Below are 15606 nucleotides of genomic sequence, written 5' to 3' on the forward strand. Positions count from 1 at the left end.
CGAGTTAACAGCTACTTCTAGCTAGTTGCCACTGCACTTCTTAAAATAGCTGTGGTTTCATCCTCCGTAAGCATTTGTTCTTCCGGTAAAACATGGACCTGTCCACCATGACTTAACGTCAACATGGCTAAATCGTTATAAATATTATTATCTCGACTTAAAACTGAAGTTGTATCAATTTGCAGTTGATCTGAAATACGCCCTGGATAACTAGCGGCCTCACGAATAAACAATATTTCAATTTGCCCTGCGATTGCAGCTTCCATCAAAATACTTAAATCAGTTGTTACCCGTTTGGAACCAGCAGCATTTTCATACTTATTCTTAAGATCTGCCATCGTTGCTGCTGCAAATTTCTTGGTTATACTTTCAGCTAAGTCCCGTAACTCCGTCGCTGGTTCATCCAAGTTAGCAACCTGCATTATCTGAATATCCTTACTTAGATACGGATTCTGTGAAAGCTTACGGAAATTCCCTTGGTTTTTAGAATCAGCCACCAACACTAGCGGCCGATGATCAAGGTTAGAGAAATTCTTGAATACATATTCATCGACGACCATAAAGAAATTACGACGATCAGCGTTTTCAGATGCGTCTAAAGAGCCTGTTCCACTGTACTGTGTACCACCATTATCGCTACCTGTCGAACGTTGCCAGTGACCTCGTGTCCCTAATTCCGTCCCCAATGCAGCGTGCAATGTTTGCGGTGCATCAGCAGGAAGCTTTAATAATCGAGGCTTATTGGCAACAACCTCTGCCAATTTAAAGGCATCTTTTCCTAAAAGAAGAATATTATAAGAAAAACTTAGTTCTTGTGCCGCGATTAACGGTAAAATTTCCGGTTTATCTGAGATACTTATTCTACTTGTCAAAGGCTTTGCTACCTTAAAGTGGAGGCTACCTTTTGGTCCCACATAGATAGCCAATCCTTGCGCGCTACCATCTCCTAGTGGATCATGGAATTTATCCAGTTCACGATCATAGACCGACCAGTCACTTGCAGTAAACTTGTGGGTCAATTCGCGTTTAGCTTCTGTAACTAAACTATTAAACTGAGTACGATCAGTTGAAGCATCGTGTAGTGATGAACTCAATGGCATAAAAAGCGAGATAAACGGCCCTGGACTATCTTTTAAGGTTAAAACATCTTTTAATTCGTCAGTAAGCGCCATAAAAAATCCCTCCAATTTTTAAGTAGCTTTAAGTATTTAACCAATAATCGGCAAATATCTTAATCTCACGTTAATGCTAACATATAAAAAAAACCGCTTCATCAAAAACGCTTACTAGTCTAAAAAAACTGGGACAAAGATTATCTTTATCCCAGCTGTTGAATCAACTTCTTTTTTAGTTTTTTACACTAACTACTTTAATTATCATTTACCTTTGATATAGTTCTGCCCATCTGCTGCTGGGGCGACTGCCTTACCTAAAAAGATCACTAATACAACAATTGTAATCGCATATGGCGCGATTTGGAACCAAACTGGGTCCATCTGCGCTAGAACTGGGATATAACCACCAATAATCGGCAAGCTCTGTGCCAGGCCAAAGAAAATGGCTGCTCCAGTTGCACCTAACGGATTCCACTTACCAAAAATCATTGCAGCCAAAGCCATAAATCCTTGTCCAGAAATTGTACTAGCTGAAAAATTTAAGGTAATAGATTGCGCCATAACTGCTCCACCAATTCCGCCAAATGCTCCGGCAAGCAGGACACCTAAATAACGATATTTAGCAACATCAATTCCCAAAGTATCCGCGGCGGCTGGGTTTTCACCCACGGAGCGCAACCGCAGACCGATATTAGTTCGGTATAGAAAGAACCAACTAACACAGCCAACCACTACCGCTACATAAGCAATTAATGATGTTTTTGTAAATAAGACCTTCCCAATAAAAGGAATCTCTGCTAAACCTGGAAATGTAAAGGTCCCCATACTTTGATTAATAACAGGTGTCTGTCCCTTTCCACTATAAAAAATCCGCGTTAGAAACACACACAGAGCCGGTGCCATTAAGTTTAGAACTGTCCCACTGATGATATGATTGGCCCGGTAAGTGATTGTTGCAGCTGCATGCAATATTGAAAAAATCAACCCGAAAAGACCACCGACCAAAAGTGACAGCCATGGTGTTGCATTTCCCAAAACAATACCAAAAGTCAAGTTAAACACTGTGCTAGCAAAGGCTCCAACAATCATCATCCCTTCAAGTCCAACATTAACAATCCCGCTCCGTTCAGAAAAGGTTCCACCCAAAGCTGTAAAAATAAGTGGCGCGGCATAAATTAATGTTGTAGAAAAAACGGTCATTAAAATCGTCGATAAACTCATTTATCTGCACCTCTATCCATTTTTTTATGCATTCTTTTAAGCCAGTTTTTAGCCAATGCGGCCTCAAAAATATATTTAATCCCCACAAAGAAAATAATTGAGGCAATTACAATATCAACAATTTCACTAGGTGTATTAGAGTAAACTGAAATACTCAATCCGCCAATTTGTAAAGCTGAGAAGAGTAATGCGGCAAAGATGATCCCAATCGGGTTTTCAGCTGCAAGCAATGCCACCGCCATACCGTTAAAACCGACATTGGGCAAACTATTAGAAACAGAAATATTTTGAAAATTTCCCATCCCATCGATTGCACCGCCTAAACCTGCCAGCAAGCCAGAGAGAAGCATGGCTATTATAATCGTTCGTTTAACATTTACCCCTGCATAACGCGAAGCAGCCTCATTTAACCCAACTGAACGAACCTCAAAACCTGAACGTGTCTTATTAAAATAGACCCAGATTACAAAAACCGTCATAATTGCAATAAAGAAACCCCAGTTGAAAGTTGAATTATTTGTTATTTTTTGTAAAAAGTCTGTATTTAAACTAGCTCTCCTAGCAATATTGGGGGAAGAATCGCTCCCTTTGCTTGCCAGCCAATTTTTAATTGCAAAATTAATAAAGTACAGGGCAATATAATTCAGCATAATAGTTGTGATAACTTCACTCGTTCCAAAATATGCCCGTAAGAAACCGGCAATAAAAGACCAGATCCCGCCCAATAACGCACCACTTAGCAACGAACCAGTAATTAAAAGCCATGTTGGCAGATTAGCAAAATTCAGGGCAAAAACAATGGCTCCAAACCAGCCCATTAAGTATTGCCCTGGACCACCTATATTGAAAAAACCAGCTTTACTAGAAACAGCAAAACCCAAAGCAGTTAACATTAAGGGGATCATATTACGCAAAGTCTCTCCTAGTGAATAGACATCCCCCAGTGAACCAATAAGTAAATTCTGATAATTTTGAATTGGATCATAGCCAAAAACCAACATCAATATTGCGCCAATAATAAATCCAGCAATAATTGAAATTAAAGGAATGGCTAAAGCTTTCGTTGCTCTACTATATAGCATTAATTTACCTCTCCCATCTCTTTACTCAGCTAGTTTCTTACCAGCCATCAGTAATCCTAGTTCTTCACTAGAAGTATTCCGCGGATCAATCTCACCCACAATTTGACCTTCATGCATGACAACAACTCGATCTGATAATTTTAAAATCTCTTCGAGTTCAAAACTAACCAATAATACCCCGCGCCCTTCATTACGTTGTTCAATAATCTTTTCATGAATATACTCAATTGCTCCAATATCCACTCCACGGGTTGGGTTAGCTGCAATTAGAAGCTCAGGGTGCGCACTTATTTCACGTGCAACAATTACTTTTTGCTGGTTTCCACCGGAAAGAGCAGCAACTGGTTCCTTTTCACTTTGTGAACGAATATCGAACTTCTTAATCGTTGCTCGACCATCTTCGTTGATCTTCTTATAATTCAAAAAGCCTTTCTTGCTGATGGGACTTTTATAATAAGATTTTAAAACAAGGTTCTCAGCGATTGTCAGCGGTAAGATCAATCCGACATTTTGTCTATCTTCAGGGATACATCCAATACCAACTGCACTAATTTTACGCGTACTTTGCCGTTGAATCTGTTTATCGTTCAGTGTTATCGTTCCTGACTTAATTTTTTGCAAGCCGGTAATAGCAGCAATGAGTTCGCTTTGTCCATTGCCATCCACCCCGGCAACACCAACGATCTCGCCAGTATGAACTTTTAAATCTAAGTCTTTTATTTTAAGTTGTCCATGCGATTCAACACTTAAATGTTCAACTTTGAAAATAGTTTCATCCTGTTTAGTTTCCTTTTTATCAACTGCTAGATTGACCTTATGCCCTACCATCATCTCTGCTAGAGCTTCTTCTTTAGTCTCAGCAACTACAACTGTCGCGATCATTTTACCCATCCGAATAACGACACAGCGATCAGCAACTGCCTTAATCTCTTTAAGTTTGTGCGTTATAAAAATAATAGCTTTTCCTTCAGCTGCCAACGCACGCAGAATTTTCATCAGCTGTTCAATTTCTTGCGGTGTTAATGCTGCTGTTGGTTCATCAAAAATAAAAACATTAGCTTGTCGGTAAATTGCCTTCATTATCTCTACTCGCTGTTGCATCCCGACTGTGATATCACGAACCTTTGCATTTAAATCAATTTCTAAATGATATTTTTTAGCTAGCCGCGTAATTTCAGCTGCTGCTTTTTTATAATCTATTCGTCCTGCTTTAAGCGGTTCGTCCCCTAAAATAATATTTTCTAATACTGAAAAAGCTGGTACTAACATAAAATGCTGGTGTACCATTCCTATTCCTAGATTTTTAGCTTCACGGGGATTTTCCATCTCAACAGCTTTACCATCAAGTAAAATCGTCCCCGAAGTAGGTTTTAGCAATCCCGACAGCATTCCCATCAAAGTCGACTTTCCAGCCCCATTTTCTCCAAGTAATGCTAATATTTCACCTTTTTTCAGTTCTAACGATATGTTGTCATTTGCTTTATAGCTTCCAAACTTTTTTGTAATACCTTTCATTTGAACAACATACTTTTCCATTCAGTTCACCTTCCCTAATGTAGAGTATAACCGTAGCAAAATGGTGAAGTCTTGGCTCACCACCAATCCTTCACCATTTATATATGCTGGAAGAATTCCCGCATATTATTTTGTATCTTTACTTAGGACTTACAGTAATCTCACCATTTTCAATTTTCTTTTCATACTGTTGGACTGTCTTCCAAGCACTTGCAGACATATTATCATTAACGATACCAACACCATTATCTTTTAGATCATATGTTACGGTCTTACCACCAGGAAATTTGTCTTTAGCAGCTTGTTTAGATAAATCTTCTACAGCTGTACCAACTTTCTTAACAGCTGAGGCTAGAGTAACGTTGCCGCCTTTATAAGCACCGTCTTCTTTTTGATCTTGATCAACACCGACAACCCAGACCTTTTTACCATTCTTAGCTGCATTCTTAGCCGCGGTGAAGACACCCGCACCAGTACCACCAGCTGCATGGAACACAACATCTTCATTGTTATTGTACATTGCTGTTGCTAAAGATTGACCAACATCAGCTTTAGTAAATGAACCAGCATACTTAACATCGACTTTGATCTTAGGGTTAACAGCCTTCACACCTTGTTTAAAACCAGCTTCAAATGTTTTGATGATATCACTTTGAATTCCACCAACAAAACCAACACGACCTGTCTTGGTTGTCTCAGCAGCCGCAACTCCTGCTAAAAACGATGATTGTTCTGTTTTAAATGTAACAGATGCAACATTTTTCCGACCCTTTACGACTGAATCAATAATTGCAAAATTTGTTTTAGGGTTTTCCTTGGCTGCTGAACTAATCGCATTATCTAGTTTATAACCAATTCCAAAAATAGTTGCGTACTTAGCTTTAATTAGCTTGTTGATATTAGGTAGAAAATCAGCATCATCACTTGACTGTGTATAGTTATATCCGTTGATCCCCTTCTTTAAGCCTTGGCTTTTACCCCATTTTTCTAGGCCTTCCCACGCAGATTGGTTAAATGATTTATCATCAATTCCACCGCCATCAGTAACTAATGCTGCAGAATGCTTAGTTCCTTTACTGGCAGTTGAATTACTACCACAACCTACCAAGATTGTTCCGACCATTAATGTTGCTACTAAAACCGCCGCTATCTTCTTTTTCAATTATTGCATCCCCCAAAATTTATTTTTCTATGCAGAGAAGTATACCTTTGTTCCAATTAAAAAGCAATACGTTTTGCATAATTAAGTAAAAATCGTTCGTTTATTAGTAAAAAAGAGCTTACATTTAATGTTATAAACTTATTTACTAGTAATTTTGACGAACACTATTCTTTTATGTATAATCCAAATTATTCATTTAGTTTCTTTTCATACTCTTTTTTAGGAAGGTCGCAAAATTATGACAGAAAAAGTTTATTTTAACCACGATGGAGGAGTTGATGATTTAATTTCTCTTTTTTTATTGCTTCAAATGGATGATATTAGTTTAACTGGTGTTGGTGTTGTTAACGCTGATAGTTATGCTGTCCCAGCAGCTGAGGCCAGCCGCAAGATCATTGATCGTTTTGGCCATGGGACTAAGTTGACTGTCGCAACTTCTAATTCACGTGCAGTTCATCCTTTTCCAAAAGAATGGCGCCTCGCAGCTTATTCTGAAAATGCACTACCCGTCTTAAACGAAAGTGGTCAGATAACTACTCCTGCTGTAGCTGAGCCTGCACATCTTAACCTTTTACATCAACTACAAACAACTTCCGAACCACTGACATTGCTTTTTACTGGTCCGCTAACAGACCTTGCACGTGCTTTGGCAATCGATCCAACAATTGAGAAAAAAATTAAGCGACTGGTTTGGATGGGAGGAACATTCTTAAAACAAGGAAATGTTGCTGAACCAGACTGTGATGGTACACAAGAATGGAATGCTTTCTGGGATCCTGAGGCAGTTAAAATGGTCTTTGACTCATCTATTCCACTTGATCTTGTCAGTCTTGAGAGTACAAATAACGTTCCGTTAACTCAAGCGATCCGTCAGCGCTGGGCTTCCCAACGCCGTTATCCGGGACTTGATTTTATTGGTAATAGTTATGCTTTTGTTCCAGAATTAAGTTTCTTTGAGACAAACTCAACATATTATCTTTGGGATGTACTGACGACTTGCTACCTTTTCGATCCAAGTATCGTTAAAACGAAGGAGATAACTTGTGACGTTGCGGTCACTTTCCCTGCAGATGGGCGAACTTTCTTAACAAAAAATGGACGTAAAGCCAATTTGATTTACGATGTCAACAACAGCAAATTCTTTGATCTAATTGATCATCTCGCCCAAAAAGTTAACTAATTTTAGTGTATCTCTTTTTTTTAAGTTTTAAATTGGAGTATAATAGTGAAAAGTAACTATTAGATGCCACTAACCTCTAATAATGTTGCAAAAACTGCTAAAAAGGTGACCTTGATGGCAAAACCAACTGATATCAAATTACCAACACTAATTGAACTCGAGAAAAGCGTCCAGCTTTTTAAGGCTTTTGGTGACCAAACACGATACAAGATCCTATTTCTTCTTACCGAACAAAGCCTTTCAGTAAATGAAATTGCCGAAACAATTGGTATCTCACAATCAGCCATTTCCCATCAACTAAAACTACTACGCCAAACCGGTCTCGTTCGGGGCATTCGGTCTGGACAAAAAGTTAATTATCAATTATCAGATCGCCATATTATTACTATTTTTGAACAAGTAAGAGAACATGTAAGTGAAAAAGGTACTACTTACCGGAACTAAAAAGACTGATTCAGCTGCCTCTAAAGCAAACTGGATCAGTCTTTTATTGTATATAGTTTTTTTGATACTCTAACATACCTTAGAAATTAGAAGTCTAGCAGCTATTTCCCAGGAAATACCGGACTATACATTTTATCACGCTCAAATAGGCAGTAGTACACGTCATTTACTTTTTAAACAGTACATTGATCAGTGGACAATATAATTTAACCTATCAACTGTACAAAGCCCAACTAAATATTAACTGTATTCTTTAATTAATTTGACTGAACTCTGCGCCTTTATCTTCCATACACTGTTTACTTTCTTCGACCATAATTGTGACCATTTTCTCAATTTTTTTTGTATTGTGTTCCATCCCGCTCCGAACCCATTGTGAGATAATTCCAATGGATCCATTGGTAATATAGGCATAAAAATAATCAAACTGTACATCGGTTAACCATTTAATTTGCTGCATAGTAAAAGGCCGCGTTGCTTCCTTAGCTCCAGCAAAAACTTCTTCCAAAAAAGCTCTTCCATTTTGCTTGTCCATAATGGTCCTAACAATTTCAGGGTCAGTTTCCTTTAGAACCGTAAAAATCACTTTAAGTATCCCACAACTTCCCTCATTAAACCTCTGTTTAAGCAAACACATACATTTCTGATAAACTTCGTCCTGTAAATACCTCATTAAATCAAGTGGGTTTTGATAATAGCGGTAAAACGTGCCCCGGTTAATATCTGCCTTCTGACAAATTTCAGTAACCGTTATTTTTTCTAGTTTCTCAGACTGTAGTAATTCTAAAAAACTCCTCCGGATCACATGTTTCGTATATAATGTCCTACGGTTATTCTTCTTGCCCGCCACAATATCACTCCATCTCTTACTCTCTTATCTCTCATAAAACCGATCTTTCTATTTAAGTAACTCCATCTGCTTATTGGGACGAATATAAAAAAGCCCCAGTAAACAGTATGGTGTAAAAATAATAATACCAACTATCAAAATCCAAATAATAGGCAGCGAAATCGTTATACTTTTATTCATCCAATTTGCTATAAAAGCTCCACTATCAATTAGCGCATGCAAAAAAATACATAAGAATAGATTATGTGATCGTAAATAAATCCCCCCAAGGATCATTCCCAAACTAAAAGCAAATTCCACTTGATAAAGTGTTGACCCAAGTGATTGGTGTGTTAAATTAGTCAGATGGGCTAATCCAAAAAATAAGCTTGTAACAATCAGTGCCCATGCTGAACCATTTTTTAACCCTTGCCATCTTCTCGCTAGGGATCGTAAAAGAACCCCTCTGAAAAGAATTTCTTCGAAACACCCTACTATTATACTGAAAAAAATCAGCTTAATAGTTAACGTTATTGTTGGAATCTGTTTTATCTGAGAATAATTAATCAGTGCTGGAATCAAGACCGGTATACCCAAAAGTACTCCCTTTTTTAATTTTTCTCGTTTAAAAGCCAGCGGAATCTTAAAATAGACCTTATTTATTGTATAAACAATCACAAGAACACATAACTCATTGAAAAGAAGTTTATCCCAATAAACGGTTATTATCTTACCTGTAAGCCACCTTAAGACGCTTAATAATGCAATCATAAGGATAACAAAAACAACTATTCTCCCAGCCTTATTCTCCTTTACTCTCATTCAGTCTATCACCTCGCTCTCCCTAAGAATATCATCTCAAAATTACTTAGGATAGTTTTAACCTTTAAGTCCACTTTAAAAACTTCTTTGCCAGTATACCTTTTTTTAGGACTTTCAACTACTATATACCACTCTGCAAGAATTACTTTTTGAGGCGCTTAAATCATAAAGTTCTACACTCGTCTTTTTAAAATCAACGCTAAGTTTTTTCTTAACCATGTGGGCACGATTTCTTCCCTTAATAGAAATTCTATCAAATCATATCCTAAAAACTAGACTAACTCCAAAAAGAACTGCTACAACATAAGTTTATCCATCCATATTATTGACTATCTTATAATTATCAAAACTGAAACATCTTCCGTATAAAGTATAAACCACGATACTTTACTAGATAAAACTTGATTCTACAAAATAGTAGTAGCTTACTAGCAGGTAATAGAAAATACCATGGTTCATCAGAGTAGACATGTAATTATAAGGTGGAAAGTAACTAAAGATTTTCATTTGCGCACAGTGAAATCTAATACCATTTTTTTAAGGGGCTTAAAATACGTCAAAGTTAGTTGATTGGCTTTGATATGAGAGCCACCTTTATATCCAGAAACTCATTTTGATACTTTTAATATTAAATAGTAATCTAAAATATATATGATGTACTTATCTTGTGATATTATAGCTATGAAATGATAATCATGTTAGATACTGAAAAAAAGAAAGTCCCCCTTTCTGCCAAGAAGAGTATTGTTGAGGACGTTTTAACCTTTAAGGTTAAGGATCCATTTTATAGTAAAGCTAGAAGAGCATCTCAATAGGAGATGCTCTTCTTATTTTTTCTTCAGATATATTATTTTTTTCTAGCAACTAAAATAAAACGGTCTTCCTTAGTCACAACTGATCCAAAAGTCTTGATTGCTTGATCAAGTTGATTAAGCTGCTTTAAGCAGTGGTCAACACTGAAATTTGGAAATTCCCAAGGAATGATTGAAGCGTAGTAAACAATAGCCCCAACGTCAAAAAACGCCATATCAGCCTGATATTCTTTAGCCACTAAAATTTCAAAGTTCAAGTTTTGAAATTTGATACTGGTATTTAACAAGGTATTATCCGGATATGCCGGTATATAACTACCATCAAAAAAGCGTGCTAAGGAATAATTGTTTAAAGCCCCAACTTGCTGGCTAATAAAATAACCACCAGTTTTTAACTTGTCTTTGATTAGTTTGGGGTCAAAGGCTGCATGACTGTTGATAATGATATCTAAAGAATTATTCTTTACAGGTAAATCAGCTTCATGCGTCTTAAGGAGAGCATGAAGCTTTATTCCTTGCCTAACAATCGTTCGCTTTAAAAGATCGATATTAGGTGCCCATGCTTCGGTCACTTGAGTTCTATTATTTGAATGATGAAAAGTTTTTAATAATTCACCGTCACCAGTCCCCATATCTAGTAACTGCATATCAGTTGTTAAATAACGTAGAACTATTTTCTGATAATTCCAAGGAAGTGTTTCGTTTTTCCAACGATCATCAAGATGTGAGAAATCCCAACCCTTAATACCGTATTTTTCTTCTTGATACCAGGATTTTAGTTTGTTTTTATCCATTTTAACTGCCTTTCGATAACGAGCAATTCGCAATCAAAGTACAGCTTTGCCTGTCAAAGTATGCTCAGTACAGGACAGACTTATTTTGAAGCTGTACTGAGCAGTTACCGTATTTAATTACCATATGGTATCACCAGCTTTCTAATTAATTAGAATCTAACATCGTTTGCTTATATTTAACGCTATTAAGATCATTTTTAATAGTATATCAAGATAAATAACCTCTAATATCTTAATTATAGGTATTAGGGGTTATTTGTCCAATCCACTGGTGGTAAAGGGTTCTAAAATAAAGTGTTTGCTTTTTGATAGCGAATAAGCTATCGTAGCATTATAAAAAAATATCATTTAATTACTATGACTGGAATGTATTTAAACAAGGAGGACCAACAATGAGTAAAATTGATGAATATGTTGCTGAAAAAAATAAAAACAATCCTGATTTTGTAAGACTCGTTGAACAAAAAAATATCAACTTAGAGGTAGCGGTTAAAGTTCGTGATCTTCGTGAAAATATGGGCATGAGCCAACGTGAATTTGCTAGTCTAGTTGGTAAACCGCAATCAACCATTGCTAGAATTGAAAATGGATCAATGAATGCTTCAACTAAGGTATTATCTGAGATTGCGCAGGCAACTAATCAACGATTAACAATTCAATTTAGCCCTGCTTTTTAAGGGCTATTACTAATAGTAAAATATAAATAGCCCATTATCACGTGATTTATATGGCGAAAAAACCTGTTAATAGTGTTAGAAAAATAAAGTTATTTTAGGAAAGAGCCGACAATTATGAGTAAAACAAACAGTAATGCTAAAAAGTTATTTAGGCTTTTTTTGCAATTAAATTTATTGATGATCATTATCTTTTTCTTCTTGGTATTATTCTTATATTTTAAACTTCCACAAAACATTCCAAATCATATAAATTTTATGTTTCAAATAGACGGTTTTGGAAGTAAAAATGTAATTTTTTTGATTCCATTTAGTGTTGCTGTGTTGGGATATTTGCTAAGCGTAACTTCGAAAAGAATCGACCTTTACTTCAGCAGTTTCAATAATCTTATTAAGTATTTTTTATATTACTTTTGGTAATTTTATGGATTATATGTTTTAAATTTTTGATCATTTATTTCCAGATTACTTTTTAAATTTTTTTGGCCTCAATTGTCAAATCAAGTGCAACACCCATGGCCTATTCTTAAGTAATGGCCTAGTTAATCAAAGTCTGGTAGAACTTCCATTGTCGTTTGGTATCCAAGAATCCACTGTGAACACTGATTGAGTGCATTTTGAATAGCTTGAAAACCAGTGATAGTTAGAGATTGTATGGAGCGACCTTTGGGAATAAATTCTCGAATCAACTGATTTTGATTTTCATCGATACCTCGTTTTCAAAGTGAGTATGGATGCGCAAAATAGACCGTTGTCCCAGTCACTTGAGATAAGTCCGCAAACTCTGAACCATTATCAAAGGTTATGGTTTTAAAGTGTTCTGAACCATAGTCATTGATCACGTTTTGCAGTGCTGGACGACAGGTTTCGGCATGGTAGTCTGCAATCTTAACAATGATCTCATAACGACTAAGACACTCAGTCAAGGTCATGATTGCCGGCTCGCTGGCAACACGTCTACCCTTGACTAGGCCACCCTTCCCAGTGCCCAATTTAGTTTGGTCGTTAGCACTAGCTGGACGGCAAGAACAGCCGTAAGATTACCGGGCCATAATAAAACTGCGTTCGTAAGTTTGAAGCTGCTGGTAGTGATGAGTAGTGGTATTCTGTTTACAGGTCTTGAAGACATCTCTTTCTTAAATTACTTTTGTGCTTTCTTCCGCTTATTAAGTTCATAGCCTTGGCGATACAATAAACGATCCATTAAACTGGTTTAAGAGATACAACATATTAGGTTTACCTGTTTTTTTGTCATGAATAAACGCATTTTGTTTAATGGAGCCGTCCGGATGAAAGATATCTGCTTGTTTTAGGCACATAACGTCACTGACTCTTAGTAGCATAGCTTTACCAATTTGAAAAATTGTATAGTTACGCTGTCCAGCTTTGAAATTATTGAGTAAAGTAGCTTGAACCTCTTTGAGAACATTCGAATCTTTGATTGGTAAGACAACTTGTTGCATAGTCTTTTCTCCTTTTCTTGAGATATTAAAGCAGTTATGCTATTGTTTTTGTAAGGAAAAAGTAAGGAGATGATATTGTGAATGCAGGTAATGTAACTAAGGTTAGCTCGAAGATCACAAGTAAAAATCAGATTACAATCCCTAAAACAGTACGTGAATTTTTAAAAGTTAGGTCTACTGACACAATTGAATGGCAGATTGAACCAAATGGTAGAGTAATGATTGTTCGTAGTAAACCGGATTTATGGCAACTTGTTGATGAACAAGAAAAAAAGTTTGGAAATCTCAGTACAACAGAAGTTGATTGGGGTAAAGACGTAGAAAGTGAAGACTTTGATTAATGAAATTAAAACAAGGCGCTATTTTGTGGATTAATTTAGATCTGGCTAAGGGTACTGAAACTAAGAAAAAGCGGCCGTGTTTAATTGTGAGCAACGATCACTATAATCACTATTTTAATACGATTCTTGTTGTACCAATCAGTACATCTGATAAATATCGCACCCTGGAAAAGTATGCTAAATCGCCGTTATTTATTGGGATAGATAACGGGGAGATTCACGGAACAGCGTTATTACAACATGTCCGTGCTGTCGATCCAACAAAACGATCAGATGGCGAAGTTGTGGCCACTTTATCTCAGCAAGAAATTAGTTCAATTAGTACAAAAGCTCAACAGTTTTTCTAAAAAATGAGGTTTATTTATATTTTTTCATAAATGTGATTAAAACAATCGACGTTATCAATACAGTAAATGGGGGGGTTTTTGTTCAATGCTATTATACCCCTAAAAAGGAGGACGACTTTGACAAATATTAACTATGATTCGATCACACTACTTAGCTCGCAATTTAAGATTGATAATATTGAAAGAGAACCTTTTAATCAAGACTATGAAGCGGTTAATTTCAAAAGTTATGAGCTAACGTACAAAAGTAGAAGAGCTAAGAAAACACCGCTAAAGTCAGGTTACTTTTTAGCCGTATGGCAAAAAGATAAACAAAATAAAAATGAACCCTTTACCATTAATGAAGTGATAGATTATTTAGTAGTATCAATCATAGATGGCAGCCACATCGGCTATTTTACGTTTCCTAAATTGTCACTTGTTAGGCATCGTATTTTAACACAAGATAATGTGGTTGGGAAAATGGCTTTTCGTGTTTACCCTACTTGGGAAAGGTCACTCAATAAAACCGCCACAAGCACACAAAAATGGCAAACAGCATACTTTACTGATTTATCATCCAAAGTATCACTTACTTCTGAAAAACACACTTAATTAAATTGTTTTCGAAAATGCAAATAGAAGAACTAATTAGTTCTTCTATTTGCATTTTATTTAGTCTACTAGGAGATGTTATAGTTTTATTTTGAAGGGGTTATAGCGGTTATTTAATGACCGTTGCCCATTGACTTTTAATAATCTTAGAGGAAAATTTATATATTTCTATTTAAGGTAAAGCTCTTATATTGGTAAGACAACTTGTTGCATAGCTTTAGCTCCTTAAAAATTGATTTTTAGTACAGAATAAAGTACAATATTAAGTACAAAGAAAGGGTGGTAAATATGACATTAGCCTTAACACAGAGCGATTTTCGCGCTAATCTAAAAAAATATTTAGATCAAGTTAATGACGAAGACGAAACTGTTTATATTGCTCGTTCAAATAGTCGCGCAGTGGCCATCGTTTCGCAAGAAAAAATGGACTGGCTAGAAAGAGCATTAAAAGCTAAAGAAGGTTCGCTAGAATATGCGATTGCGCGTGATCAGTTAATTAAACGACATGTTTTACCTGATGATGAAATTGTTGAATCAAATGATGATTATTGGGGTCAGTTTAAAGCATGAAAAAACTAAGATTTAAACCACGTGCAACCTTTAATGCTGATCTAAAGCGATTAGCCAGTTTAGATAAAACCATTATTAACGAAGTTCGAGCAGCCATTGACCTGTTGCTCGAACAACAACAATTACCACCAGAATTTGAGGATCATGAGCTTAATCGGCGAATGAGTGGGTATAATGAATTTCATTTACGAGATACCCCGAAAAACAGAACACCAAGCGAAACTAACGATGTCCTGGTTGTTTACACGATTGATAAAGATGAACTAGTCTTAATTGGAATTCGAGTAGGATCGCATGATCGTTTATTTCCTGGTCAAAATCGGTCTAAAAGCTATCGAAAAAATGCCAAATAAAAGAAGTTATTTGTAGTATATTAAAGCAAATAGCCCCCAACATCTACATTATAGATATTGGAGGCTATTTTAACAATATTTCAGAGGGGCTATTTGATAATTATAGACCCTCAAATCAGATGACTATGCTACATTTTTTTATTCTTTTTTAATTGCCGGTAATATTTATTAAAATAACCACCACAATAAACTAAAATAATCATAATACTTATAGCTATTTTAGGCCCTATGGGAGAGTGTCAAATTTTATGTGTAAATAGAAAAGCCTCTCGTCCTTTTTTTAAAACA

Annotated in this window: 17 protein-coding genes and 2 pseudogenes; 9 read left to right on the plus strand and 10 right to left on the minus strand. The window is 36.2% G+C overall.

Going from position 1 to position 15606, the window contains the following annotated elements; translation table 11 throughout:
* Nucleotides 1-17 precede the first annotated feature (17 nt).
* The 5 genes from FC81_RS04230 to FC81_RS04250 all read right to left on the minus strand — a co-directional run bounded on the left by FC81_RS04230 (nucleotide 18) and on the right by FC81_RS04250 (nucleotide 6056).
* A complete protein-coding gene (locus tag FC81_RS04230; protein WP_057743302.1) occupies nucleotides 18-1172 on the minus strand; it encodes a baeRF6 domain-containing protein in 1155 nt (384 codons plus the stop codon).
* Between the two features lie 204 nt (nucleotides 1173-1376).
* Nucleotides 1377-2336, minus strand: a complete 960-nt coding sequence (locus FC81_RS04235; RefSeq protein ID WP_057743305.1) for an ABC transporter permease — start codon at nucleotides 2334-2336, stop codon at nucleotides 1377-1379.
* On the minus strand, nucleotides 2333-3418 hold the full coding sequence (locus FC81_RS04240; protein WP_057743308.1) for an ABC transporter permease: 1086 nt from the start codon (nucleotides 3416-3418) through the stop codon (nucleotides 2333-2335). The genes FC81_RS04235 and FC81_RS04240 overlap by 4 nt, the downstream gene beginning before the upstream one ends.
* A 21-nt stretch (nucleotides 3419-3439) precedes the next feature.
* Complete coding sequence (locus tag FC81_RS04245) at nucleotides 3440-4954, minus strand: ABC transporter ATP-binding protein (protein WP_057743311.1); 1515 nt, start codon at nucleotides 4952-4954, stop codon at nucleotides 3440-3442.
* 118 nt (nucleotides 4955-5072) lie between these two features.
* Entirely contained in the window at nucleotides 5073-6056 is a 984-nt protein-coding gene (locus FC81_RS04250; protein ID WP_187327407.1) for a BMP family lipoprotein, read from the minus strand.
* A 277-nt stretch (nucleotides 6057-6333) separates the two neighbouring features.
* Between FC81_RS04250 and FC81_RS04255 the strand changes: the two genes are divergently transcribed.
* Together FC81_RS04255 and FC81_RS04260 are read left to right on the plus strand one after the other, a co-directional pair.
* Entirely contained in the window at nucleotides 6334-7275 is a 942-nt protein-coding gene (locus FC81_RS04255; RefSeq protein WP_057743317.1) for a nucleoside hydrolase, read from the plus strand.
* A 114-nt stretch (nucleotides 7276-7389) separates the two neighbouring features.
* The gene (locus tag FC81_RS04260; RefSeq protein WP_057743364.1) at nucleotides 7390-7719 is read left to right on the plus strand and encodes an ArsR/SmtB family transcription factor; all 330 of its coding nucleotides are present in this window, start codon (nucleotides 7390-7392) and stop codon (nucleotides 7717-7719) included.
* A 253-nt stretch (nucleotides 7720-7972) separates the two neighbouring features.
* Here the strand turns inward: FC81_RS04260 and FC81_RS04265 are convergent, their stop codons facing one another.
* From FC81_RS04265 to FC81_RS04275, 3 genes are all read right to left on the minus strand, one after another.
* Nucleotides 7973-8569 carry a TetR/AcrR family transcriptional regulator gene (locus tag FC81_RS04265; RefSeq protein ID WP_057743320.1) on the minus strand — a complete coding sequence of 199 codons (597 nt, stop codon included), beginning with the start codon at nucleotides 8567-8569 and terminating at the stop codon, nucleotides 7973-7975.
* 48 nt (nucleotides 8570-8617) lie between these two features.
* Nucleotides 8618-9370: a CPBP family intramembrane glutamic endopeptidase gene (locus FC81_RS04270; protein ID WP_057743323.1), complete on the minus strand. Its 753-nt coding sequence runs from the start codon at nucleotides 9368-9370 to the stop codon at nucleotides 8618-8620.
* 847 nt (nucleotides 9371-10217) lie between these two features.
* Nucleotides 10218-10976 carry a class I SAM-dependent methyltransferase gene (locus FC81_RS04275; RefSeq protein ID WP_057743326.1) on the minus strand — a complete coding sequence of 253 codons (759 nt, stop codon included), beginning with the start codon at nucleotides 10974-10976 and terminating at the stop codon, nucleotides 10218-10220.
* Nucleotides 10977-11368: 392 nt separating this feature from the next.
* Between FC81_RS04275 and FC81_RS04280 the strand changes: the two genes are divergently transcribed.
* Both FC81_RS04280 and FC81_RS11260 read left to right on the plus strand, forming a co-directional pair.
* A complete protein-coding gene (locus tag FC81_RS04280) occupies nucleotides 11369-11653 on the plus strand; it encodes a helix-turn-helix domain-containing protein (RefSeq protein ID WP_057743329.1) in 285 nt (94 codons plus the stop codon).
* Between the two features lie 177 nt (nucleotides 11654-11830).
* The gene (locus FC81_RS11260) at nucleotides 11831-12070 is read left to right on the plus strand and encodes a DUF1648 domain-containing protein (protein WP_420806340.1); all 240 of its coding nucleotides are present in this window, start codon (nucleotides 11831-11833) and stop codon (nucleotides 12068-12070) included.
* Nucleotides 12071-12192: 122 nt separating this feature from the next.
* Here the strand turns inward: FC81_RS11260 and FC81_RS04290 are convergent.
* Nucleotides 12193-12672: pseudogene (locus FC81_RS04290) on the minus strand (IS30 family transposase); the annotation flags it as partial.
* A gap of 195 nt (nucleotides 12673-12867) precedes the next feature.
* Nucleotides 12868-13113, minus strand: a pseudogene (locus FC81_RS04295) (site-specific integrase); the annotation flags it as partial.
* Nucleotides 13114-13190: 77 nt separating this feature from the next.
* Here FC81_RS04295 and FC81_RS04300 point away from each other — a divergent pair.
* From FC81_RS04300 to FC81_RS04320, 5 genes are all read left to right on the plus strand, one after another.
* Nucleotides 13191-13454: a type II toxin-antitoxin system PrlF family antitoxin gene (locus FC81_RS04300; protein WP_057743334.1), complete on the plus strand. Its 264-nt coding sequence runs from the start codon at nucleotides 13191-13193 to the stop codon at nucleotides 13452-13454.
* Nucleotides 13454-13801, plus strand: a complete 348-nt coding sequence (locus tag FC81_RS04305) for a type II toxin-antitoxin system PemK/MazF family toxin (protein ID WP_057743337.1) — start codon at nucleotides 13454-13456, stop codon at nucleotides 13799-13801. The genes FC81_RS04300 and FC81_RS04305 overlap by 1 nt, the downstream gene beginning before the upstream one ends.
* Nucleotides 13802-13918: 117 nt before the next feature.
* Nucleotides 13919-14395, plus strand: coding sequence for a MepB family protein (locus FC81_RS04310; protein WP_057743340.1), 477 nt, complete (start codon nucleotides 13919-13921; stop codon nucleotides 14393-14395).
* Between the two features lie 288 nt (nucleotides 14396-14683).
* Nucleotides 14684-14965: a type II toxin-antitoxin system Phd/YefM family antitoxin gene (locus FC81_RS04315; protein ID WP_010580582.1), complete on the plus strand. Its 282-nt coding sequence runs from the start codon at nucleotides 14684-14686 to the stop codon at nucleotides 14963-14965.
* On the plus strand, nucleotides 14962-15318 hold the full coding sequence (locus tag FC81_RS04320) for a type II toxin-antitoxin system YafQ family toxin (RefSeq protein WP_057743343.1): 357 nt from the start codon (nucleotides 14962-14964) through the stop codon (nucleotides 15316-15318). Before FC81_RS04315 ends, FC81_RS04320 begins: the two co-directional genes overlap by 4 nt.
* Nucleotides 15319-15606 lie beyond the last annotated feature (288 nt).

The sequence above is a fragment of the Liquorilactobacillus capillatus DSM 19910 genome (assembly GCF_001434915.1).
Classification (GTDB): Bacteria; Bacillota; Bacilli; order Lactobacillales; family Lactobacillaceae; genus Liquorilactobacillus; species Liquorilactobacillus capillatus.

Coding starts and splice junctions, on each gene's coding strand:
- FC81_RS04230 (WP_057743302.1), bottom strand. CDS start 1,172: ATGGCGCTTACTGACGAATTAAAAGATGTTTTAACCTTAAAAGATAGT.
- FC81_RS04235 (WP_057743305.1), bottom strand. CDS start 2,336: ATGAGTTTATCGACGATTTTAATGACCGTTTTTTCTACAACATTAATT.
- FC81_RS04240 (WP_057743308.1), bottom strand. CDS start 3,418: ATGCTATATAGTAGAGCAACGAAAGCTTTAGCCATTCCTTTAATTTCA.
- FC81_RS04245 (WP_057743311.1), bottom strand. CDS start 4,954: ATGGAAAAGTATGTTGTTCAAATGAAAGGTATTACAAAAAAGTTTGGA.
- FC81_RS04250 (WP_187327407.1), bottom strand. CDS start 6,056: ATGGTCGGAACAATCTTGGTAGGTTGTGGTAGTAATTCAACTGCCAGT.
- FC81_RS04255 (WP_057743317.1), top strand. CDS start 6,334: ATGACAGAAAAAGTTTATTTTAACCACGATGGAGGAGTTGATGATTTA.
- FC81_RS04260 (WP_057743364.1), top strand. CDS start 7,390: ATGGCAAAACCAACTGATATCAAATTACCAACACTAATTGAACTCGAG.
- FC81_RS04270 (WP_057743323.1), bottom strand. CDS start 9,370: ATGAGAGTAAAGGAGAATAAGGCTGGGAGAATAGTTGTTTTTGTTATC.
- FC81_RS04275 (WP_057743326.1), bottom strand. CDS start 10,976: ATGGATAAAAACAAACTAAAATCCTGGTATCAAGAAGAAAAATACGGT.
- FC81_RS04280 (WP_057743329.1), top strand. CDS start 11,369: ATGAGTAAAATTGATGAATATGTTGCTGAAAAAAATAAAAACAATCCT.
- FC81_RS11260 (WP_420806340.1), top strand. CDS start 11,831: ATGATCATTATCTTTTTCTTCTTGGTATTATTCTTATATTTTAAACTT.
- FC81_RS04305 (WP_057743337.1), top strand. CDS start 13,454: ATGAAATTAAAACAAGGCGCTATTTTGTGGATTAATTTAGATCTGGCT.
- FC81_RS04315 (WP_010580582.1), top strand. CDS start 14,684: ATGACATTAGCCTTAACACAGAGCGATTTTCGCGCTAATCTAAAAAAA.
- FC81_RS04320 (WP_057743343.1), top strand. CDS start 14,962: ATGAAAAAACTAAGATTTAAACCACGTGCAACCTTTAATGCTGATCTA.